The sequence below is a fragment of the Mesorhizobium sp. P2_C7 genome (assembly GCF_056404515.1).
Map to the genome: position 1 here is coordinate 608,849 of NZ_JBFUDW010000001.1, position 21,761 is coordinate 630,609.

General features: G+C 59.5%; 17 protein-coding genes. 5 read left to right on the top strand and 12 right to left on the bottom strand.

The window, feature by feature from the left end:
• Positions 1-21: 21 nt before the first annotated feature.
• Positions 22-972 carry a YifB family Mg chelatase-like AAA ATPase gene (locus AC1D2G_RS02960; protein WP_477411896.1) on the bottom strand — a complete coding sequence of 317 codons (951 nt, stop codon included), beginning with the start codon at positions 970-972 and terminating at the stop codon, positions 22-24.
• Between AC1D2G_RS02960 and AC1D2G_RS02965 the strand changes: the two genes are divergently transcribed.
• Positions 966-2,717 (top strand): recombinase family protein, encoded by a 1,752-nt coding sequence (locus AC1D2G_RS02965; protein ID WP_477411898.1) that lies wholly within the window; start codon positions 966-968, stop codon positions 2,715-2,717. The two genes, AC1D2G_RS02960 and AC1D2G_RS02965, sit on opposite strands and share 7 nt — an antisense overlap.
• Here the strand turns inward: AC1D2G_RS02965 and AC1D2G_RS02970 are convergent.
• Entirely contained in the window at positions 2,714-3,031 is a 318-nt protein-coding gene (locus AC1D2G_RS02970) for a hypothetical protein (protein WP_477411900.1), read from the bottom strand. The two genes, AC1D2G_RS02965 and AC1D2G_RS02970, sit on opposite strands and share 4 nt — an antisense overlap.
• Before the next feature lie 255 nt (positions 3,032-3,286).
• Positions 3,287-3,595, bottom strand: a complete 309-nt coding sequence (locus AC1D2G_RS02975) for a hypothetical protein (protein WP_477411902.1) — start codon at positions 3,593-3,595, stop codon at positions 3,287-3,289.
• 405 nt (positions 3,596-4,000) lie between these two features.
• On the opposite strand from AC1D2G_RS02975, the gene AC1D2G_RS02980 reads away from it, so the two are divergent.
• The gene (locus AC1D2G_RS02980; protein WP_477411904.1) at positions 4,001-4,696 is read left to right on the top strand and encodes a hypothetical protein; all 696 of its coding nucleotides are present in this window, start codon (positions 4,001-4,003) and stop codon (positions 4,694-4,696) included.
• A 109-nt stretch (positions 4,697-4,805) separates the two neighbouring features.
• Complete coding sequence (locus tag AC1D2G_RS02985) at positions 4,806-5,621, top strand: hypothetical protein (protein ID WP_477411906.1); 816 nt, start codon at positions 4,806-4,808, stop codon at positions 5,619-5,621.
• Here AC1D2G_RS02985 and AC1D2G_RS02990 read toward each other — a convergent pair.
• Positions 5,610-6,176: a recombinase family protein gene (locus AC1D2G_RS02990; RefSeq protein WP_477411908.1), complete on the bottom strand. Its 567-nt coding sequence runs from the start codon at positions 6,174-6,176 to the stop codon at positions 5,610-5,612. The two genes, AC1D2G_RS02985 and AC1D2G_RS02990, sit on opposite strands and share 12 nt — an antisense overlap.
• 397 nt (positions 6,177-6,573) lie before the next feature.
• On the opposite strand from AC1D2G_RS02990, the gene AC1D2G_RS02995 reads away from it, so the two are divergent.
• Positions 6,574-7,824, top strand: coding sequence for a restriction endonuclease (locus AC1D2G_RS02995; RefSeq protein WP_477412427.1), 1,251 nt, complete (start codon positions 6,574-6,576; stop codon positions 7,822-7,824).
• Here AC1D2G_RS02995 and AC1D2G_RS03000 read toward each other — a convergent pair.
• The 8 genes from AC1D2G_RS03000 to AC1D2G_RS03035 all read right to left on the bottom strand — a co-directional run bounded on the left by AC1D2G_RS03000 (position 7,821) and on the right by AC1D2G_RS03035 (position 19,125).
• The gene (locus AC1D2G_RS03000; RefSeq protein ID WP_477411910.1) at positions 7,821-9,902 is read right to left on the bottom strand and encodes an AIPR family protein; all 2,082 of its coding nucleotides are present in this window, start codon (positions 9,900-9,902) and stop codon (positions 7,821-7,823) included. The two genes, AC1D2G_RS02995 and AC1D2G_RS03000, sit on opposite strands and share 4 nt — an antisense overlap.
• Positions 9,899-10,876: a PD-(D/E)XK motif protein gene (locus AC1D2G_RS03005; protein ID WP_477411912.1), complete on the bottom strand. Its 978-nt coding sequence runs from the start codon at positions 10,874-10,876 to the stop codon at positions 9,899-9,901. Before AC1D2G_RS03005 ends, AC1D2G_RS03000 begins: the two co-directional genes overlap by 4 nt.
• Positions 10,873-13,647 (bottom strand): Z1 domain-containing protein, encoded by a 2,775-nt coding sequence (locus AC1D2G_RS03010; RefSeq protein ID WP_477411914.1) that lies wholly within the window; start codon positions 13,645-13,647, stop codon positions 10,873-10,875. The genes AC1D2G_RS03005 and AC1D2G_RS03010 overlap by 4 nt, the downstream gene beginning before the upstream one ends.
• The gene (locus AC1D2G_RS03015; protein ID WP_477411916.1) at positions 13,640-15,139 is read right to left on the bottom strand and encodes an ATP-binding protein; all 1,500 of its coding nucleotides are present in this window, start codon (positions 15,137-15,139) and stop codon (positions 13,640-13,642) included. Before AC1D2G_RS03015 ends, AC1D2G_RS03010 begins: the two co-directional genes overlap by 8 nt.
• A 1-nt stretch (position 15,140) precedes the next feature.
• Positions 15,141-16,634 carry a DNA cytosine methyltransferase gene (locus AC1D2G_RS03020; RefSeq protein ID WP_477411918.1) on the bottom strand — a complete coding sequence of 498 codons (1,494 nt, stop codon included), beginning with the start codon at positions 16,632-16,634 and terminating at the stop codon, positions 15,141-15,143.
• Positions 16,631-17,005 carry a very short patch repair endonuclease gene (locus AC1D2G_RS03025; protein WP_477411920.1) on the bottom strand — a complete coding sequence of 125 codons (375 nt, stop codon included), beginning with the start codon at positions 17,003-17,005 and terminating at the stop codon, positions 16,631-16,633. Before AC1D2G_RS03025 ends, AC1D2G_RS03020 begins: the two co-directional genes overlap by 4 nt.
• A gap of 124 nt (positions 17,006-17,129) precedes the next feature.
• Entirely contained in the window at positions 17,130-18,527 is a 1,398-nt protein-coding gene (locus tag AC1D2G_RS03030) for a hypothetical protein (protein WP_477411922.1), read from the bottom strand.
• Positions 18,528-18,675: 148 nt separating this feature from the next.
• Positions 18,676-19,125 carry a hypothetical protein gene (locus AC1D2G_RS03035; RefSeq protein ID WP_477411924.1) on the bottom strand — a complete coding sequence of 150 codons (450 nt, stop codon included), beginning with the start codon at positions 19,123-19,125 and terminating at the stop codon, positions 18,676-18,678.
• Positions 19,126-19,354: 229 nt separating this feature from the next.
• On the opposite strand from AC1D2G_RS03035, the gene AC1D2G_RS03040 reads away from it, so the two are divergent.
• A complete protein-coding gene (locus AC1D2G_RS03040) occupies positions 19,355-21,460 on the top strand; it encodes a helix-turn-helix domain-containing protein (RefSeq protein ID WP_477411926.1) in 2,106 nt (701 codons plus the stop codon).
• Positions 21,461-21,761 lie beyond the last annotated feature (301 nt).

The window sequence follows — 21,761 nt, forward strand, 5'->3', positions numbered from 1 at the left end:
TTCCAGCCCTTGGAGGGGGCGTCACGCCGCCTGCGCCACGCGCTCCGAACTCATGCGGTAGGAAATCGCCTCGGCCAGGTGGATGCGGCCGACCGTTTCGCTGGCGTCGAGATCGGCCAGTGTGCGCGCCACTTTCAGCACGCGATGATAGGCCCGCGCTGAAAAGGCGAGCTTTTCGCTGGCGTCCTTGAGCAGCGACAGGCCGGCGGCATCAGGCATGGCGATCTCCTCGATGACCGCCGGCGCGCAATGCGCGTTGGTGGTGGCGCTGACGCCGAGCCGTTCGAAACGCTCGCGCTGGATGGTGCGAGCCCGCGCCACGCGCAGCACCACGGAAGCACTCTTCTCCGCCCGGTCGGGCCGGATCAGATCGCTGGCCGAGACCGCCGGTACCTCGATCCTGAGATCGATGCGGTCGAGCAGCGGGCCCGAGATGCGCGCCTGATAATCGGTGCGGCAGCGCTCGCCGCGCAGGCAGCGATAGCCCGGCTCACCCGCCATGCCGCAGCGGCACGGATTCATCGCTGCGACCAGCTGGATGCGCGCCGGATAGGTGACCCGATGGTTGGCGCGCGCGATCATGCAGTCGCCGGTCTCCAGCGGCTGGCGCAGCGCGTCGAGCGTCTGCGGCGTGAATTCGGGAAACTCGTCGAGGAACAGCACGCCGTGATGGGCGAGCGACACTTCGCCCGGCCGGGCGCGTATGCCGCCGCCGACCATCGCCGCCATCGAGGCCGAATGGTGCGGCGCGCGGAACGGCCGCCGGTCGGTCAGCTTGCCTTCGCCGAGTTCTCCCGCCACCGAGGCGATCATCGAGACTTCCAGCAACTCCTTCGGCGCCAGCGGCGGCAGGATCGACGGCAGCCGCTGCGCCAGCATCGACTTGCCCGATCCAGGCGGCCCGATCATCAGCATATTGTGGGCAATTAATTGACAACGGTGAAGTGTCGACCCAGATAGCGCCGATGACAAAGCGCAAAACCCAACCGCCCAGGGCGTACTCCTATATCCGGATGTCGACTGAGACCCAGCTGACCGGCGACAGCCGGCGTCGCCAGCTAGAACTGTCGGAACGGTACGCCCAGACACATGGGCTCGAACTGGTCGAGGAGTTTCGGCTAGAGGACATCGGCGTCTCGGCGTTCAGGGGGGCCAACTTGGCAGTCGAGTCGAGCCTCGGCCGTTTCTTGATTTCCGTTAAAAAAGGCGAAGTTCCGCCTGGTTCTTACCTACTGCTTGAATCCCTCGACCGCCTCAGCCGTCAAGACGTTTTCACTTCGCTCTCGCTTTTCACGGATCTGATCAAGGCTGGGATCAAGATCGTCACACTGGCCGATGACCAAGTCTACACCTCGGAAAACACAGATTTCAGCCAACTCGTCGTTTCCCTTGCGATCATGAGCCGAGCCCACGAAGAGTCTCAGACCAAGAGCCGGCGCCTAGCTGAGGCTTGGACCAATAAGCGTCGAGGAATTCGAGAGCAGAAGCTAACTTCGCTGGCTCCATCGTGGCTCGACCTTTCGTCGGACGGGACAACGTTCCGGATCAATGAAGACCGGGCGTCGGTGGTGAGGTCCATGTTCGAGGACGCAGTTGCCGGCCTGGGAACGTTCTCGATTGCCCGGCGTCTCAATCGGTCTGCCGTGCCGCCCTTTGGAAGGTCGAGGGGCTGGCAGACGTCCTACGTTTCTAAAATTCTGACGAACCGGGCCGCGATCGGCGAGTATCAGCCTCACAAGATGGTGGGCGGACGGCGCGTGCCGGAAGGAGAACTGATCAGGGACTATTTCCCCGCCGTCGTCGACGAGCAACTTTTCCTACGCGTCCAGGGGGCGCGGGCCAGTCGTCGGATGGGAGGCGCCGGCCGGAAGGGCGAGTTTGTCAGCAATCTGTTTTCAGGACTGGCGAAGTGCGCGTATTGCCGCTCGCCCATGCACTATATCAACAAGGGACCAGGGCCGAAGGGCGGAACCTACCTAGTCTGCGACAAATTCCACCGTGGCATCGGCTGCTCAAATAATTCGTGGCGGTACGATCACTTCGAGGCCTCGTTCTTGACGTTCGTGGGGGAGGTCGACCTTCGACCCCTCATGCGGGGCGACGAGGAAACCTCCAATCGCATCAGGTTCGATCAGGCCATTCATGCGCTAGACGATCGGCTGGCCAAGCTGGAACAGGAACGCAGCCGAACCTTTCAGCTCCTCCTTGACGCCGAACTGGCATCGGACTTTGTCAGGAAGGAATTTGCGCGCTACCAACGGGAAATCGAAGCTGCCTCTGCCGAAAGAGGAGCGCTGGTGGCCGAACGGCGCTTGTTCGAATCGGACGTCGCCCGGTTCCAGGAAAGCAGCCACGAGATCCGAGACCTAGTTGGGCAACTCCGGAAGCCGGATGGGGGTGGCGACATGTTTCGGTTGAGGTCCCGGGTAGCGGCCCGGTTGAAAGCGCTGGTTGATCGAGTCGAGGTGGCCGCACAAGGCATCGACCTAGGGAATGCCTCGGTCTTGCCGGCCATCGGTGAACATAGCAGGCAGTTCTCCTCGAAGGGTGGGTCACTTCCGCGTCAGTTTGCCGTGATCTTTAGAGACGGCGGTCTGCAACGCGTTGTCCAGCCAATGAAGTCTGACCCTGCCACCGGGGAAACCCAGCTTTTCCGTTCAATTGAATCACGAGATCGATGGACGGCTCGCCCGTCTGGAGAAAGCAGCCCCGGCTAGGTCGTGACGCGCCTCTGATACTCGGCATGAAGATACCAGAATTCGCCGTAGAGGCGGCGAAGCCGATGGTCGGCCACGCTGCCTTTGAAGTTCGTGTAGTCGATCGTATCCACCCTGTCAGCGAGCAACTTGACCAGCTGATTCGGTGAGGTGAAATATCGACAGGCATAATCCCGGCCTGGCGACATCACGATTTCCTGACCGGGGAATAGGCGTTCGAGGTGGGTTGGAGTCCTAGCCCTGACCACCAGGGATTCGATTCTTTCTCGATCCTGAACAATCGAGACGAAGCTATCGTTGAAGCAAATCCACATTCCGACCTCCATAAGCCGGCTAATTACATCGCCTCAATGATCCCAGACAGGGGCCCGGGCACGATTGTCTAAAGCCGTGCTGGCTGGACCTAAGATGGCGCAATGGAACGGCGTTGCCGACTCGTTGCGCCATGGGTTTAGATGCTTTTTGGCAATATTCTACCATTCTCCGGCCCAGCATTGACGGAGATCTCGATGTCGAAACACGACGCGTCGCGAAGTGTTCCCGCCATGCCGAAAGTCTGCAACTCCTATTTAGTGCCCGGATAGGTCTCGCAAAAATTTCCAGCCGGCGATCGCTTCCGGACGATACTCCATCTCTTTCGTAGCGTAACCGGCTACCCGTGCGCGGTCTCCGGGTGCGTTGCCGATTCGCTTCACCAGCATTTTGCCGCGATTGGTCACGGGCGCCGGGTAGAACCAACGCAATTCTCGTGCCGCTTCAGGTCGGAACAACAGTGCCGCGTGCATGAGAAAATGAAAGGGTGCGGCGCCGATCGGCGGCCGCACAATAAGATGGGCATGTGGTCCAGGCCGGGATTCAAAAAATGCCAGCCCGTCCATCCTGCGCTCAGGGCGCTGCTGCCATCGTCGACCAAGGTAGAATCGGTCGACCCTAGCGGCCCATTCTCTCAAAGCCGCTTCCAGCCGGGGCCGAGGAGCATCCGGCGGGAGCATCGCCACGGCGTGGAACAGCGGAGCCCCTAACGCCGCCGCCAACTCGACGAAGCTCTCCTTATAGATTCGGCTATTGCGCACGGTGACCCCCAGGGGACGACGCCGTCATTGGCGACGTCTCGCTGTCTACTTAAGCAAGGGAGCCGGCGCGCGCCATCGACCGCCGGTCATGCCGAAGAATTTAAAGTATGGCTAGGTGGGTATTCGTAGACATTTTTCAAAGTTAGCGGTTGCGCCCCATTAAAAACTGATCGACAAGGAACCGTCACCACGCCACAAAGGAGAAAACGCATGGCGGAAGAATATAGCGGCGAGATTGCTGTCGAACTGGAGAACAATACTCGCCAGCTCAATGTTGAGGAAACCCGGATGCTTCTTTTGTACTACAACATCCGACGGACAGCGACGCAGTTGATTTCGCCTGACGATGCCGAGGACGGACCGCCGATCGCTGATTTGAGAGACGGTCGAGTGCTTTTCGACGAGAAGGTGGTTGTCGACTGGGCCAAAGGCCAGGATACCGGCTTCGAATTTTACGAAAACCACCTTGACGAGATCGCGTTTAAGAAGCCGCTTTGGGCGCTAGTCTGCCAGTACGGCCCGGAAGCGAACTACTTGGGCGAGCAACTGAAGGAGTTCGGTTGTGACGTCATCCGACTGAACCCGGCCACCGCGTTGGAGTATGCCGAATCCTGCTTTGATGCGGCGCTGTTCGTTCTGGAGCCCGACCAGCTTGCGCTGATGATTCCTGCCGTGGCGATCTTCACCGACCGCAATGTGCCATGCGTCGTTGTTAAGAACGACGTGGGTTCATTTCCGGAATTTCCTGAAGCGCAGGTCTTGGCGATAGACACGATCGAACCCTTCTACGACAGGATTCAGGAACGCTCGGACGTCCTGGGCGAACGGATGCGGTTGAACCGCCGGCGACCACTCCCCTTGATCCCTGAGGTTGCGTATCTCGTTTTCCCGCGCGGCAGGTCTTAGTCCGAGGTTTCCTGTCGCTATCGCTCAATCGTCCCGGGGCAGCCAATACGCCCCGGTACAGATAGGTCGATCACTTACTTCAGCAAGTTAAAAATGAAAGGCAAGAACGATGGCACAGCGCCCACTCGTCAGGTCGAGAAGAGATAGCAAGACACGGCCCTGGAACGTTGTAGATGTCGATCGCGTTCGTGAAGCACGGCAGGCAAGGTTCTATGGTCTTCGAGTCGATGAGGAGGATCTTTCTCTCGAAGATGCGGCTAGGCGACTCAAGAAGCGTTGGGGAATATCAGCCAATGCAGATGGTCTCGAAGCGTTGCTGACTTACGGACTAGGACCCAAGTCAGGAATAAGGTGGTACCCAAATGAGCGACCAGTCGTTGCCGCTTGCGATCTCGACCGATGGGCCGAGTATCAGCTATATCGCGGCTCTAATGCCCATCCTTACTTCGATTTTGCGCCAGGCGATATCAACCCGGCTTTGCCGCAGATGCTTCAGATTGATATGAGCGGCCCGGAGCCCGATCACTTGGCCGACGAAATGAGGGCCAACGGATGGCAGGTTCATAGGGCGGCGGATTGTCTCGATTCTCTCTCAATTCTGGATATGGCGTCGTTTGATGTCGTGGCGAGCTTCATCGAAAGGGAAGAGGTCGAGCCGGCCATGCTGATGCTTCATATGCTGAACGGAACTGGCACGCCATTGATTGCGTTGCTCCCGTGGGATCGGCCCTGGCTTCGGTCGCATTTCGAAAGCCGGTGCTATTTGTTCGACAGCCTTTCGGCCTTCGAGGCGGCTGTCAATCTGACCATCGCAGGGCAGAAGACGCCTGTCAGGCTGGCGGAGCGGGCATCCATCCACGATGATTTTGAAGAGGGGGCCGGCGGCGATATGCAATGGCTGAAAGACCTTGCGTCAAAGGACTGAACCGTGTCTTGAATCCCGCAGGAGTCGAAAAACCGAGCCCTTCCCGATGCCTAGCCGGTTGGCAATAGCATCCATGCTTAAGCCCTGCGCGCGAAGTTCCAAGACTTCGCCGCCTCGCGCTTTGGAGGTCGGCTTCCGTCCTTTGTAGCGGCCTTCTGTCTTTGCCTTTGCGATGCCCTCGCGCTGCCGTTCGAGCATCATTTCCCGCTCGAACTCAGCGATGCCGCCCAGAATGTTCAGCATCAGCTTGCCGGTTGGAGTGTTGGTGTCGATGCCTAGATTTTCGATCCTGACGGCCACCTCCTTTGTTCGCAGCCGGTCAAGTATCGCCCACATGTGCCTCACAGAACGCGCCAGGCGATCCAGCTTCATCACTACAAGGGTATCGCCTTCTCGGGCAAAATCTAGCGCGGCTTCAAGCATTTCCCGCTCGGCGATTGCCGACGCATGCTCCTCGAAGATTCTTTCGCAGCCAATTCCCTTCAGATCTCTAACCTGCGCAGCCAACCCGGCCGCCTGTTCGTAAGTCGACGTGCGCGCGTAGCCAATCAGCATCGGTTCTCCGGTCCAATAGGGCTGCTGTCTTACCCTGATCCGGTCCAAAATTACATGCCGACCTTTTGAGCCAAGCCTTGAGGAATTTCCGACCGGTCCACTGCACCAAGGCCCAACGGACCATTTGGCTTACGTGGCGTTACCTGTACCTGTTGCTGATTGAGAAACCGCCGCTTGCCGAGGCGGGCAAGCATTTGCTTTAAGGGCGGCGGATCACTGATATCGCGTCTGGTTTCATCGTGGCGCTGCGGCCATACAATCCTCCGTCGTCATGACGACGCTTTCAGGCAAGGGTTCCAGGTCTGAGCCGCCAGCATGCCAGGGATGCGCGGTGCATGGCGGGGACGAAGGACTCCGTTCACGAGGGCCGGGTCCGAAGGAAACGCCATTGTTGGTTATGAAAAAAAACAACAAGGCCTTCGTCTCGACTTCAGCAGCAAATGCCCCCAAAATCGTTCCGGGGGCAGTCGTGAAAGTCGTTCCAGTTAATCAGCTATCCAGTTCCGATCTGCATGTAGACGCGATCTACCAGGGCGGCCGCAAAGGCAATGCGGGCGATGATCCGCTCCCTGCCCTCATGCGCGTCGACAGTCAGGGCGGCTTTCGCTACCGCGGCAAGGTGAAGGGCAAGCTGGAGATGCTCGTGCTGATGACGAGCATGAATGATGCGGACTGGCCTGACGATCTTGATAGTGAGACGGGCATCTTTACCTACTATGGCGATAATAAGAAGCCGGGGCGCGAGCTGCACGACACCGGGCGCGACGGCAACCTGATCCTGAAGACGATCTTCGAAGATTCTCGCGCGGGCGCAGAAGGACGAGGCGTTGTCCCGCCGATCTTCCTTTTTTCAAGCGCGGGCGTATCGCGTGATGTCAGATTTCTCGGATTGGCGGTGCCCGGCGTCAGCGATCTTGATGCCTCTGAGGAACTGGTCGCGATCTGGCGCAACGTCAAGGGCAGCAGATTCCAGAACTATCGGGCGCGCTTCACTGTTCTCGATGCGGCACAGATGTCGCGCGCATGGATCGACGGCATCGTTGCGGGACAGCCGAATCACGGGCTTGCTCCCGATGCCTGGAAGACATGGCGCGAGACAGGCAAGCGCAAGGCACTAATCGCAGGTCGTACCCTTGAGTACCGTTCGCGGGCGGAGCAGCTGCCTGATGATAAGGACGGCCAAGCGTTGATCGGCGCTGTCCGCGAGCATTTCAAGGGCCGCCCCCACGCCTTTGAGCATTGTGCCGCTGCACTTGCGCGAATGATGATTCCAGACATCGCGGGCCTGGACGTAACGCGACCATCCCGTGACGGAGGTCGAGATGCTGTAGGCCAGCTGCGTGTCGGTACCGGTCCGAGTGGGATCCTTGTCGACTTCGCCCTTGAGGCGAAGTGCTACTCGCCGCCGACCGCTGTCGGCGTAAAGGACATGTCCCGTCTGATTTCCCGTCTGAGGCACCGGCAGTTCGGTGTTCTGGTCACCACGTCATGCGTTGACCTCCAAGCGTACAAGGAGATCAAGGAAGATCAGCACCCGATCCTGATCCTATCTGCCAAGGACATCGTTGAACTGCTGCGAAGAAATGGCCGAGGCAGTGTGCCCGCCGTCAAGACATGGCTCGAAGAGGAATTTCCGAAAGAAGCCTAACTGGCTTCAGCGGCCGGCTCGGTAAGGCCGGTAGCTACAATCCCCGCGCGGTCGACAGCGAGCGCAGCTTCAAGTGCCGGCTTTGCCTGCTTCGGTGAAGGCTTCTGCCCCCAGCCGCCAGCCGCATAGCTGGCGAGTGTTCGGCAGATCGCGGCCACACGATAGTGTACCACACCGGCCTTCTGACCTTTCTCCGCCACATCGAGCCAGATCGCACCGTTGAGCTTCATGCACAGAGCTATGCGGTCGTAGTCCGCAACGGAATGCGTCGTGCCCACCGGCGCGACCATAGGACCATCTTCGGCGCTCACCGAGGCATAGGATAGCTCTGGAGGAAGCGGGTCGCTGAGAGGCGGAAGCTGGTTCTGAATTTCCTGCCAGCATTCGTCCTTCTTGTACCACTCGCTGGGGTTCTTCTGACCGGCGGACGTGCGCATGGCGATATCCATCTGCGGGGCCCAGGTTTCAATGAGCTGTTCCAGCTCCGGGCTGATGGCTTGGTGAGACCAAAGGCGGTTGAAGTCGATCCTGCCTCCCGTTCTGTGGGAGAGACCGGCCACGACATACGCTGTGATCTGCGCTCCGTAGGCCGGAAACTTCATGCTTCGGACCTTCTTCTCGGTCGCGCGGTAGAGAACCGCCAGTGCAACCAGCTTTTTGAACCATGCGTCGCCGATGGCCCCCTGAGGCTCATCCTTGAGTCGCTGCATGAAGTGCTGGAAGTTCTTCTGGCCGCCAAGGCAGACCCGGTATGGAAGTCCACCCCAGGCGGCGAGATAGCGGGCAACGTCCAGCTTGCTAAGACGCCTGTTCTTGGGCGTCTGCGTGCGGAAGGCCTGCTGTTCTGTCTTGCGGTACGCCGCCTTCTGCTCGGCTGCGATGTAGGAGCCGCGAGCCCGCTCATAGAACCAGCGGCCTTTGCCGTCGTCGAGCCACGTATTGTTAGCGATCGTCTCGATGTTCTGGTGGAAAGGATCGTTTGCCGAGAAATCGGCGAGTTGTACGGTGTTCTGGCGGTTGGCGGCCCGGGAAATGGAGGAGACCATTTCGCCGAGGTCGGCACCGCCCACTTTGATGATCTTTATGGGAACCGAGACGTTATCGAGGCTGAGACTTTCCTTGCGGCGCGCGCGGTGAAGGGAAGCCGTCGTCTGGCCGCCATTCACGATCTGAAGTCCTTTCAAGGATGTGATTTCTGTTCCGCCAGCGCCGTTGTCGGCGAGTTCGAGATCATCGACTGTTGCCACGATCCCGTTATTGAAGGCGAGGAACATGGACGGCTGTTCGACGATCGTGCGGCGCAGCTCGGCGTTGACGCTCTTCCTGCCCTGAAGGCCGAGAAATGCCCGGACGTTGAGTTCGAGCAGGCGGACACCGTAGCGCTCATAGATTTTTGAAAGGGCCTCACCGGGTAGAACTGCAAGGTACGCGTCATAGCCGCCGTCATGGCTGGGCACATGGAGACAGGAAACGCCGTCGCCGGTAAGTGCCACAAGGTCCACCACGATATCGGCCCGCGTTTCGCCTTCACCGAGGACGCGCTGAAGCCTGACGATGTCATATGCCTCGAACAGGACTTCGCGATCCCGCCACCGCGCTGAGCTGGCCAGACTGCCGACGATGCCATCGGTAAGCAGGACCACGCGAATGACGGCCAGGTCCTTAGCCTGCGTTTCGATCAGGCGGGCCAGATCGCTTGCGTCCGTGTTTGACGGCTCCAGGTCCTTTGCCAAGCCGTTAACGCACGCACTGACGAAACGAAGCACGCGCTCAATGGCCTTTGTCACATCGGCAGTCGGCAGCTTTGCTGCCGGAAGCTCGCCGCTGTAGATGGTCGTGAACAGGTCGAGGCGCGAGCGCTCTTCGTCAAAGGCGTAGCCATCGATCCGATAGAGCGCGTTTCTAACGCGGCCTTCCTGGTAGAGCGGAAACGTCGATTCAAGGTGCCCGGCATCTTCCAGTCGTTCAAGGACGAGACGAGTGAACACCTCCTGGGAGAAGGGTGCGTCCGTCGTGAGGCCTTCGTCGACCTCGGCGACGATTTCTTGTGAGAATGCCGCTACTACATCATCTGTCATGACGGGTCTCCTTGAACGAACGCTTCAAGGACGAACGCCGTATCGGTGGCAAAGCCTGCGATGGCTCGCACTTCGAGCGAGTAGGTGGCGTCGGTAATGGCGACGGGAAGATTTGCACGGATCAGCCGCGGGAAGTTCTCCTGGACCTGGTAGCTTTCGATGGTGCGAAGCTGAACCCTGGGCACAGCGCGCGCAACATCGTCATCGGGCATCAGGCCACGACTTAGAAGCGCATTCTCGAAGGCACGGCGCCGTGTATCATTCGGCAGACGGGCTGAGATATCAGAGATGAAATCCCGCAGGGGCTTTCCTTCTGGGGTCTCGATCAGCCTGACATGTATGAGATCGAGGCGGCTGAGGCCTGAAGCATCAAGCTGGTCCAGAGCAGAAATTGTAATCGTCGAAGAGGGTCCAAGCCCCGTCTTGATTTCCAGAGCATGGCCTCCGTCTACGAAGTCATGCAATCCGTCATTGGGCGCTTGCCAGGTCGAGAGGCCGTTAGCGTGGGATGAGAGTATCTGGTCGAGAATGATGAGTTCACCGATCAGGCCGACGGTTTCGGGTCTTGAGAGACCGTCGCGTCGATCGCGAAGGAACTGTCGCCAAGCGTCCAGGCGCGCCAGAAACTGATCCAGTGCATCATTGGGGTTTGCCAGTGCTGCGGCAGTAACCACGTCGGCACAGATTGTTGCGAAGAGATCGCGTCTGGAACTGTCTTCGAGCGAAAGCACCAGGAATATGCCCGTCGCGTCGGGTACGAGGCTGAGGCGCATGCCGCCGAGTTCGAAGAGAGCATCCGGACGCAGTTCCGTCTGCAGCATCAGGCAAGGTGAATTGTCGGTGGCTCGCATTGCGGCCAGGACATCGAGAGGAACCTCAGTCGAAATCAATTTGGAACGATACTGACGCGAAACTGGCGCGCTTGTTGCAAGCGTATCCCAGGCTTTGTTCAGTGCCACAAGCCAGCCGGTCATGAAACCTCGCGCTGACGGACGCTGTTGATTAGATACACGCGTTTGTCGGCTGCATCGCTATCCGGGAAGCTGACAACGACGCTGATTACGGGGCGTTCAGTCTTCTCGACCTCTGCCTTTACGGGATCGATGGGATAGATGATCAGCAAGCCGTTCTGCGGCCGCGCACCGCGGGCTTTGCGGATGAATTCACCGGAGGGGACATCCGTCGGCGGCTTGGTGCGTGTCAGCCGTTCGTTGTTGGTCATGATAAGCGCAGAATCGAATTCCTCATCGGTAAGATCGATGGCCTGATCAAGCGGGCTGAGGGCGGAGCCGATGATGAAACGGTCGCCCGGCATAGGCTTACCGTTTCTGGATTCCCGGGGCGAACGCAGGATGCACTTGATGCGGCGGTTACCGAGATCAACGGGCTCTTCATCGCCAGTGGCAAGGTAGACAGTCCAGTCTGTAAGCTCCGGGGGCGTCATCGCCAGCTGATCGCTGATGTAGGTCGCCAGCTTCTTGCCATCGACCTGCTGGCTTTCCGGGGGGAAGGTCAGGTTTTTCAGGTAGGCAGCAATGTCCTGGCCCGAAATGCCGGTCCACAGTGTGCCCGAGGCCCATTTGTTACCCGGTCCCGGACGGCGTGGATTGTCCGTTCCAGCACCGAGTGCGACGAGGAAGTCATCGGTCACCGAGGCGTTGCGTTCAATAGTCGTTGCGTCCTGGAACATGACCGTCTGGACCTTGCCCTCACCGGCGTAGCTACTCTGGTGAAGTTCGGCGTGACGCTGCTTGTTCTTCGCGGTGACTTCGAGAATGTCATGCACCGCGACCTTGAGGCCGAACTGCTTCGGCGTCGCGTTCGTGATGGACATCTCATAGAACTGGCCCCGCAGTTCCTTCTGCGCGGTCGCTACGTACCGGAACCAGTCTTCCATGTCTGAAGTCGTGAAGAGCCGGCACAGATCGGCGAACCCGCGGCGATAACCGAACCAGCGCCCCATCTGCAGAAGGCTGTCATACTGTCGCGAAATGCGCAGGAAATAGCTGACTGAGAGCCCTTCGAGCGTAAGTCCCCGAGAAAGCTTGTCACCGCCCACGGCAATGACGGAGTAACCAGTTTTCTTGTAGGCGTCGTAGTCAATGTCGGCCTTCGTCTTGCCATTGGCCGTGATGACCTGGATCTTGTCTGAGCTTTCCGGAAGCTTGGTCAGAACCTGTTCCCAGGTCACGGGCAATGTATTACGCCCATAGACCGTTGTTCTGACTTTTTCGGTCGTCGGCAGGTAGTCGAGTTCCCACACCGACTTGAGGCGCTGGAGTGTTCCGCGGTCGGCGTTGGAAATCATAGCGCGCGTTTCGAACAGGTACTTTTCTACCTGCCGGTGAACCTCGGAATGAACGTCGACGTATCGCGACACATGCACAAGCATCGAGTTGTGTTCGGTTTCCTGCCCTCTGGCGGCGCGTGCCGCGCAGGTGAGCAGGAAGGCGTCGATTGCCCGTTCCAGGCTTCTCGGAATGACATCCTGGCCGTTGAACAGGGGCTTGAGCGTCTTGTCATGCTTTTCCGGTATCCAGTTTTCTTCGGTTTGCTCAAGCGGCCGGACCAAAGGGAGGCCAGAGTTGTCCGCATCATCGTTCGTACCGAAGACCGCGGCTGGGCCGAAATAGTCATCGGGCGGCGTGAGCGAAACGATGAAGGTCGAGGGGAAGAGGTCAGGGCCGAAATTATTCGCCGATCGTTCGTCATGGATGAAAATGTTTGCAAACGGCGTTGCCGTGTAACCCACGTAAACGCGGCGCTCGAAGGACATCAGCAGGCGACGGATTTCACCGTTGACCCGTTTGGGCTCGTATTCTTCCTTGAACGTCCCGTCTTCGAGGAGCGGCTGGTCGCCCGTATCGACTGACGCCTGGTCGGATTCATCGTCGATGACGAGGACTGGGGCGGCCTTCGCAGGCCCCGGCAGCCGCGAAATCCAGCCGTTGAGGTTTTCCAGCACCTTCGCGTTCTTCTTGACGACGAAAACGCAAGGCTGGTTGACGGGAGAGAAGCTGAGCTGGTCGGCGATGCGTTGATTGAAGTCTCCGTTCGGGTCAGCCATCGTCAGGCTGTCGACTGTCAGCTGCGCGTTGAAATTACCGACGCCGATTATGCGCATCGGCTGGTTGGGCTGTCGGGTCTTCGGATTGGTGTCGTAACCCAGGAAGTCATTGTCGAAGCGCTTCTGCGTCTGCAGGCGCAGAATCTTGTGCATGCCGGCGAGGACGATGATGATCCGGTAGCCGGCGTCTGCAGCGCGGTTTACAACGCCAGCATAGCTGGCGGTCTTTCCTGATTGCACGTCGCCCACGACAAGACCGCGCCAGTCCCAGCTTCCGGGACGCTTGGGATCGTCCATTACTTCGAGGATTCTCGCAGTGCTGTCCTGCAGCTGCAGAACGGATTCTTCTGGCCATCCGTCTTCCTCAAGCTTGTTGAGGTAGCGCCGCATGAAATCTCCCGGCTGGCGTCGCTCGCCGACATACCAGGCGGCAGGTCGTAATGTGTCGATCAGCGAGAGCGCTGGCCCTTGTTCCGTGACAAAGATAGTCCACAGCAAGCGCGTTGCCGCCTCAAGCTGTTCGGGGGATATGATCTGCTTGGTGGTCAGGCTGAAGATGGGCGCATCCAGGCCGATGATCTTCGCGATGCTTTCGCGCGTGATCTCCTCGCCAGCGTCCTTTTGAATCTGCAGAATTTTCCGCGCTCTCAGAGCGAGAGCCTCGACAACATCAGCCATGAGTACCCCCCAGTCTTCTTGTTAGTTCCGTTCGCAGCTGTGTCAGGTCTCCCGGAAGATTGAGTAGAAGAGCATCGATGCGCTGGTCTGTCGTCATGCTGGCAGGCAGAGCCTTGCCTAGTTCGACGAGTTGTTCCGTCAGCTGTGCAATATCGTCGGCGTCAAGGGCGGGGACTTCGGCGCCTTCAGATTCCGACAAGTCGAGCCAGATGCGTTCCACGGGAACACTGCGCTCGATGATCGACAGTACGGCGTTAAGCGGGCGCAATCCGCCGGTCGCGGCCGCACGACATGCGACAACAACGGGATGATCCCGATTGATGCGGTACTGAATACCTTTGGCGCTCGGCACGGCCAGCCAGACTGCGGGTACATTGTGGCGCGCGCCGTGATGGTGGGGACCCCGGCCGCGGAAAGCGAACACTTCTCGAGCTTCTTCGCGGGAGCGTCCTGCGATGGCAGTCAATCGGGCACGTAGTGCGCCGGGCGGCCGCGCATGGGACTTGCGCACATCAATTCGCCAGTCGCGATCAAGCCCGGTGGGCAGGTCGACTATGATGCGAGCGAGGCGGCTCGCTTCGTCGCGCGTCCAGGTTCGAACGCCGCCGAGACCGAGCCAGCTGCCCGCGACAAGCAGGCGCTTGCCGCGATAAACGTAAAAGCCCTGCCGTGCGCCCCAGCCACCAGGGCCGCCTGCGAGTTCATAGTCCCGATCGTTTTCGAAACGGTCGCGGTGCGGAAGCACATAGGGTTTGACCGTGAACGACGCCCCCGCGTGGCGAATGCGTTCGGAGGGCATCTCCTGCGTTGAGGGATGTGTTGTTTGGAAGGGGTCCCACGCCTTGATTGCGCGTCCGTTGAGCGTGATTGAAAGGCGCGACGCATCACCGCTGATGAAGCGGTGAAAGACCATGCCGAGATGCGCGCGGATTTCTTCGATGCGCAGATAGAAGGCTTCTTTCTGGAGGCCCGCGAGACCGCTCAGTTCGTCGACCCGGTCCCAGATGATGAGGGTGCCGGACGGGCGCTGCGCGAGTTCCGCCACGAACGCAAGTGTCGGAAGCGGATCGGGCACGATCGCGATCCAGCCACGTGTGGTGATTGTGTCGACATCAAGTGTGATTGCACTAAGGGTCGCGTCGGCCTTGGTGATGACGGTCATTCGCCGACACTGCGAGAGGGAGGCGGTCTTGAGCCCCATGCCGAACCGGCCGAGGTCGGATGCCTCACGGGGACTGTCTGGTCCCTGTCCGCCGAGTTTCAATGCCTGGGCGAGGCGCGTTTCATCTATGCCTTTGCCGTCGTCGAGAATTGCGACGACGGGCGTCCCGTCATTCCATTGGAGGTCAATCTCGACGGAGCGAGCCTGCGCTGTGATGCTGTTGTCGATCAGATCGGCGAGCGCCGTTTCAGGCGAGTAACCCAGGCCTCTCAGCGACGTGATGAGGGCCGGTGCTTCCGGGGTAATCTCGATGATACGTTCAGGCGACATGTCACGCCGCCTGCCGGTCAGAAGCCTCTTTATTCTTGCCGGTTCGACTGGTCAGTTGCTCTTTGAGGACGCGGGCAACCGCGAGGCCGAGTAGCGGCGGGACGGCATTGCCGATCTGACGGAAGGCAGCATTCATCGCGCCGGCAAAGACGAAACCGTCTGGAAACGACTGGAGCCGTGCTGCTTCGCGCACTGAGACAGTCCGCTTCTGCGTGCTGTCGTAGTGAATATGCGAGTAGGTGTCCTTCCCCATGTGCGCGGTCAACGTGCGAGAGGGCTTCGACGGATCAAGCTTCCACCACTTGTTCGGAAACTTCTGCGGATCGTACGGCGGAACCACCTGCGCACGCAGATCCCTGTAGGCGTTCGACTCCTTGCTGATGTGCGTCAGCCCCTGGGCGATCAGTGCGGCCTGGAACATCTGTTCAGCAAGCGCGCGTGCCTGCGGATAGTCGGCACCGTGCTTCATGCCCGCGAAGATCGGGAAGTCACGCGGGGTTAGGCGAATGAGGTGGCCGTCGGCGCCATCGGCGGTTTCGAAGCCGGGCCAGTTCCGCATTTTCAGTGCATACGCCGACGGGCCGGTAGCCAACTCCCGATAGGGCAGAACTTCCGAGAGCTTACGGCGTCTTATGACGGCAGGATTGCTGGCGTGCTCCTTGATCCTCGGCAGGTCATCGAGCGCGGCTTTCGCGCCGACGGCGTCGGCTAGGTCCGCCGAGGGGATATGGATTTCGTGGAAGCGGTGGCTTCCGGGGTCAACATGCTTAAGGGCTACACGACGAGAGCCTTCGTACCCGCGCGGCAGATCGAGGAAGTGCAGCGGTTCCGGAAATTTCGGTGCTTTGCCCAGGACATCGGCGAGTGCGACGATGAAGAGACGCTCCCGGACCTGGGGTACCCCGTAGTACGCCGCGTTTAGGATTGTGTAACCGGTGCGATATCCCGACAACTCGAGGGTCTCGCAGATTTCCTCGGGCACGTTGTGACCACCAAAATTCAGAATGTCCGGCACATTTTCGATGAGAATGATCAGCGGCTGCGTGTCTTCGACGAATTTGAGGAAGCGGCGGTAGAGCGAAGCGCGCGGGTCTTTCTGAAACGCGTCTTCGTGGCCGGCAATCGAGCGTAGCTTGGAGCGCCCAATTCGCGCGAACGCTTGGCAAGGCAGGCCGGCGGCAAGAACGTCGAAGGACTCTGAAGCTGATGTTTCGAACCCCAGATCCTTGACCAGCTTCGCGGCCGTTACATCTTCCATATCGCGCGGCTTCGACCAAGCGTCATCAGGCTCGCGGTCGCCGCCGAAATTAAACGCATAGGTGCGCGCGGCTTCAGCATCGAGTTCGATGTGCGCTGAAAGTTCGAAGCCGGCGGTCTTCAGTCCGAGTGAGAGCCCCCCGCAACCCGAGCAGATTTCGAGTGCACGCGGGGTTGCCCCGGTCTGCAGGCGAACGAGCTTGTTTCGGCGAATCTGCTGGTGGTCGGATGCGATCATGATTCCAAATATGCCTGGAGCTTCGATTTCAAGCCAGGCAGATCATCGACCTCGCATTCCCATACGACTGCTACCTTCCACCCCAAGTCCTGAAGCTCCCCTAGCACGCGTTCGTCGCGGGCGACGTTATGATTAAACTTTCCCTGCCAGAATTCAACGTTCGACTTGGGGGAATAGCAGCACTTGCAGCCTTCGTGGCGGTGCCAGAAGCAACCGTGGACGAAGATGACTGTATTTCGCGACGGAAAGACGAGGTCGGGCTTTCCCGGCAAATCGCGGCGGTGGAGCCGGAAGCGATAGCCCATCGCATGGGCCAGCTTGCGAACGGCCATCTCGGGTTTCGTGTCCTTGCCTTTGATACGGCCCATCATGGCCGACCGTGCTGCGGGTGTGACTATGTCCATGACATGAATGATAAGCGAGATGCCGTGCTTCCTCGATCAAAAAATCGGCGCGCCGCACTCAGCTCGCTTATGTTAGCAGCCTTCCGGCCGATCAGGGGATGAAACGCACCAGCGCCTTTCCGTTAACCTCGGCGATAAGTCGCTTGATCTGGTTCTCACGGTCGACGCCAATCTGCTGCGGATCGAAAAACATGTCGAACAGGTCCCGGAGGTCGGCGAGGTCTTTCGCCTTTCGCCATGGGAAGTTCGAGCCGCCGGGCAGGAATGAGGGATACGAGACCTCTACGACCATGCCATCCAGTGGTTTGCCATCGTCACCAACGGTGTCCTCGAAGACTGGATTATTGCCGATCTTGGCGAGATGTTCCTTCGAAACCACAATCCCGGCAGGGGCGAAGTTGAGGGACACCGGGCACTGCGGCCACTGAGGTAGGGCTCTCACGTACCTACCAACGTCCATATATCCCTCGGGATCTTCAAGGATTCGAGCGACCACACGATCCCTCTCGTCAAGCAGACCTTCAAAAACGTCGACCAGTGGCTTGAACTGACGGCCAATGCCCCCGGCCGAAACAATCTTGGCTGCGCTCCTTTGGAGCAGGTCGCGCAAAGACGTGCTGTTTCGGTTCGCGGCGGCGCTCGCCGTCTCGACTTCGAAGTACTTGTCGAGATGGCGGAACAGATCCCCGAAGCCTAGCCTTGGCGGGAACGTGGCCTTGCGATCCGTGACGACAGCCTCAATCAGTCGCGCCATGCGATCGACCGGTCTCAACAGCTCAGGATTGGACGCGGACCCGCAAAAGCACCAGGTCACCGCCACGCCGAGGGCTCGCCAGTCCACATTCTCAGTCTCGACGATTGCGACGCTTCCGCGCCCTCTTGGGAGTCCGCGTCCGCTGAAGACGAGCACCATGCCGCTGAAAAAGCGGGCATAGAGCGAGCCGTCGGCCGCGAGGCGGTTCATGAAGAGATCCATTTCTTCGAAGCCGTACGTCTGCTGAACGGATGCGCACTGAACGAGGAGGGACGAATGCTCCGCAACAAAGCGAGGGGTAAAGCGGAACGGAAACTGGGGGTTGTCGATGCCGCCGCGAAGGCTTTCGATCCGCGAAAGCTGGTCCCGTATGACAAACAGCGAATGCCTGTATGTCTCATCGGTCAACGGCAGAGCCCCTTTGGGGAACGAGCTCTGGGGCTTTGCTCCCTCAAGCACCGGAGGCGCCCATGCGCGCTCGTAGGCATTCGGACGCCCCAGCGCTTCGGCAAGGTAGTGACGGCGTTTTTCCAAATCGGTCCGCGCCCATTCGATGGCGGGGAAGACAAGAGTGTCGATGTCGGGATCGTGCAGCATATGCCCCAGAATCGGTTCGGCATTCATGGCTGCCTGCGCGCGCTGCCAATAGCTGTGTAGCGAGCCGTAGCTGAGAAGGAAGTCGTGGTAGTGGCGCAACTCGTGCTCAAGCGTTGTCCCGATAGAGATCATCTCCATCCGCTGGTCGGGCGGATGCCTCTCTAGGTTCGGTCGGCCACGCTGGCCCCAAGCCTCCACGAAGTGCTCAAACTGCGCTGGTGACGCAAACCTGAGGTCGATGGAGCAAGTCCTGGTGGAGAAACCTCCGAAGTCGTGCGTCCTCATCTCAACGCGTGAACGGGAGCGCAGCCTTGATTAGTTCGGCGACCTCGTAGTCCGTCTTGCCATCGAGATCGACAGAGACCCGACCGGTCGGTGATGCGATCTCTAGCTTAGGCTTGCTAGAGTGTCGGGCCGCTGCGAGTAGGTGCCGCGCGATTACGATCAACTCGATGCCTGCGGCGATGTAACCGATCATGGTTTCTACGCTGCCGAGCTCGAAACCAAGTCGTTCGCTCTCGGTCACGGTTCCGCGGACGCGCTCGCGTTGCGTAAGGGGCAGTTCGTGGTCATCCGCCAATGCGCCTACAAACTCTGAATCGGCGATTATCGATACTTTTGGCACTTGGTTCTCCGGATTGGAATGTCGACCACTGGCATCCGCATAGATGCCGACTGTATTTGGGCAGGCCGATTGTTGAAAGCCTAATCTTAGGGTCGCGCCCAAAGTAGCCATCGATGCGCTTTCCGTTTCGACAGCTAGTGGGCCGAGGCCTAGGCAGAGCCGGAAGCTGATACGGCCAGCAATTGGCGGCGTCGCTCAACGGTCGTGCGAGAAAGCGTGCGGAATGAAAAACGAACGCTGATGAATGCATTCAAACCTATCTCAACTATTTTGCGGTTGCATTCTACTAGGCTTCGCCATAGAAGGGAACGCAACCTCTCATGCGAAAAGGATCGCTCTCGTGGATGATCAAATTCCGACTTCTCTGTTGCGCATGGCGCGCGACGATTCCAAAATCCGTCAAGCCGACTTGGCGGCATCGCTTGGCATCAGCCCCAGCGTCCTGTCGCGACTAGAGACGTCTGAATCCGCTGACGCGAAGATGGCGAAGCGGTACCTTGATGCGTTGGGGACGCCGCTCGGCAAGGAGATCGTCGAATTTTTCGCACGCAAATGGCTTCATCTCGACCGACCGGATTTCCGGCACCCCGAGCGCGAAGCCATTTGGGCTGCGGAACAGGCACTCCAGACTCTTGAGGCCTTTGAGAAGAGCGACGATTTCGATCAAATCCTGCAGAACCCGCTGACTAACCTCCGCAAGCGTTTGTCCAACGACGTCGATTTCATCCGCCATACGGAACACGGGATCGCGTTCATGGGCGAGATCGGTGTCGGCAAGACGACGGCGCTATCGTTCGTCACGAACCTTCTGGTGCCCGATGGCGAGAAGAAGACGAGCGTCTTCCCGACTGGCAGTGGCCGCACGACTGTCTGCGAGGTCGCCATCAAGATTGCACCCGCCTTCGGGATCGCCGTCGATAGCTTGGACGAGGACGAGATTCGGATGCTGGTCTCCGACTTGGTCAATGGCGTGGCGTCGGGCATGGGCGGGCTCCCGAGCGAACTGGACCGGGTCATTCGCAACATGGCCGACGTTCGCCGGGTGACGGTGCGCTCACGCAAGCCAGGGGAGAAACCCACCACCATCGACCACCTGAAGGAGCTCATCGACCGCCTTGGCGACGTCGATATCGCTATCGCCGAGGTAGTGGCACGGATGAAGCTGGAGAGCCGGACCGGTACCCAGATTATCCTGTCAAAGGAGGTCGAGGACAGCATGGATTGGCTGTCGAAAAACATTAGCCGCATCAATTATGGCCAGCATCCCGATTTTTCGGTGCCGGAGCGTATCACCGTGCTGCTGCCGCTCGAGGCGTTGCGCGAGACTCCCTACGCGTTGAGCGTAATCGACACCAAAGGCGTGGAGGGAACGACCCAGCGCGCGGACCTGATGAAGCGTATCGAGGACGAGCGCACAGTCACGGTGCTGTGTTGCTCCTTCTCCGACGCGCCAGGCAACGTACCGCTGTCGATCATGCGCAACACGGTCGATGCGGGCATTGGTGCGATCGACGACGAACGTATCTGCCTCCTCGCGCTGCCGCGCAACGATGAGGCGCTGAAAATAATCGACGACATGGGCAATCGCCCTGGTTCGGCCGAGGAGGGCTACGCAATACGCGAGGCTCAGATCGATCAGCAGTTTGCAACGGAGGGCCTTACTGCGGTCCCCGTGAATTTCTTCCACGTCGAAGCAGACTCTCCGGAACTGATATGGACTTGGCTGATTGAGCGCGTCAGCGCGATCCGCGCCGCAAAGGTAGCCCGCATCCAGCGCCACGTCGAGGCAGCGGAGACGCTCGTCACCAACGCTGATGTCGCGAAAACCCGGGAAGCCCGTACGGCTATCGCGGATACCATGCGCAAGGCCGCCAACCGTTTCCGCGAGTTGCCGCCGGTTATGCGTCCGGCCGCGTCGAATCTTGTCGCTGAGGTCAAGAATACGCACCAGAGTTCGGTCGCAGCTTCGGTTAGCCGGCACGGCGACTGGCCGCAGTTCAACGCCGCGCATATCCTCGGTCAGGGTGTACGGCGCGACGTCAACCTTCGGACGAAAGAAATCTTCGTTCGGATCGATGAAGCGATCGAAGGACTGAATGACGAATTCGGGCATCTCGCCGACGTCGGGCAGTTCCTTGAGAACCTGCGCGAAGAGTTGCAGGAGTGGCATAAGGAGGTCTTGTCGCGCGTCGCGCTTGCAGGCCGCATGCTGTATGCGCCTCATCTGCAGAGTCAGGCCGGCGCACTGTGGCAGACCTGTTACAACCGCTACGGCGCGGGCGGCGGCTACCGGGTCGATGTCTCCCAGGAATTCCAAGATCATTTCGACACGGACACCGATGCCCGTGCGACAGCCGCGAAGGTTGAGAACCAGGTCAAGGCGCTGTGGCTCCAGATCGTGGTCGAGGCCCTGATCGAGGCATCTTCGTTCTCCGAGGAAGAATGATACTTTTCTGCTCGGCTCGGCATCTGGGGCCGGGCCGAAGCTGTTTCGACGCGCTTGGAAGTCGGATGGCTGCTTCTACGCGAGCTGGACAATTGAGGCGCGACGCGTAAAAGGCAACTCTGGTCGAGAGCAGGAGGTCCGCTTTCCGGCACGTTGGTCGGTACCGGGGTCACAGCCGAGTGGAAAGGGCTTTCCGCTTAATTAGCCACACCACCAGCAGGGGTAGGCCGCCGGGTCACGCAGCCTCCGATACCTGAGAATCCGTGCCCCAGCGCCGCCTGGGCAAGAAGCGGCCATAGTG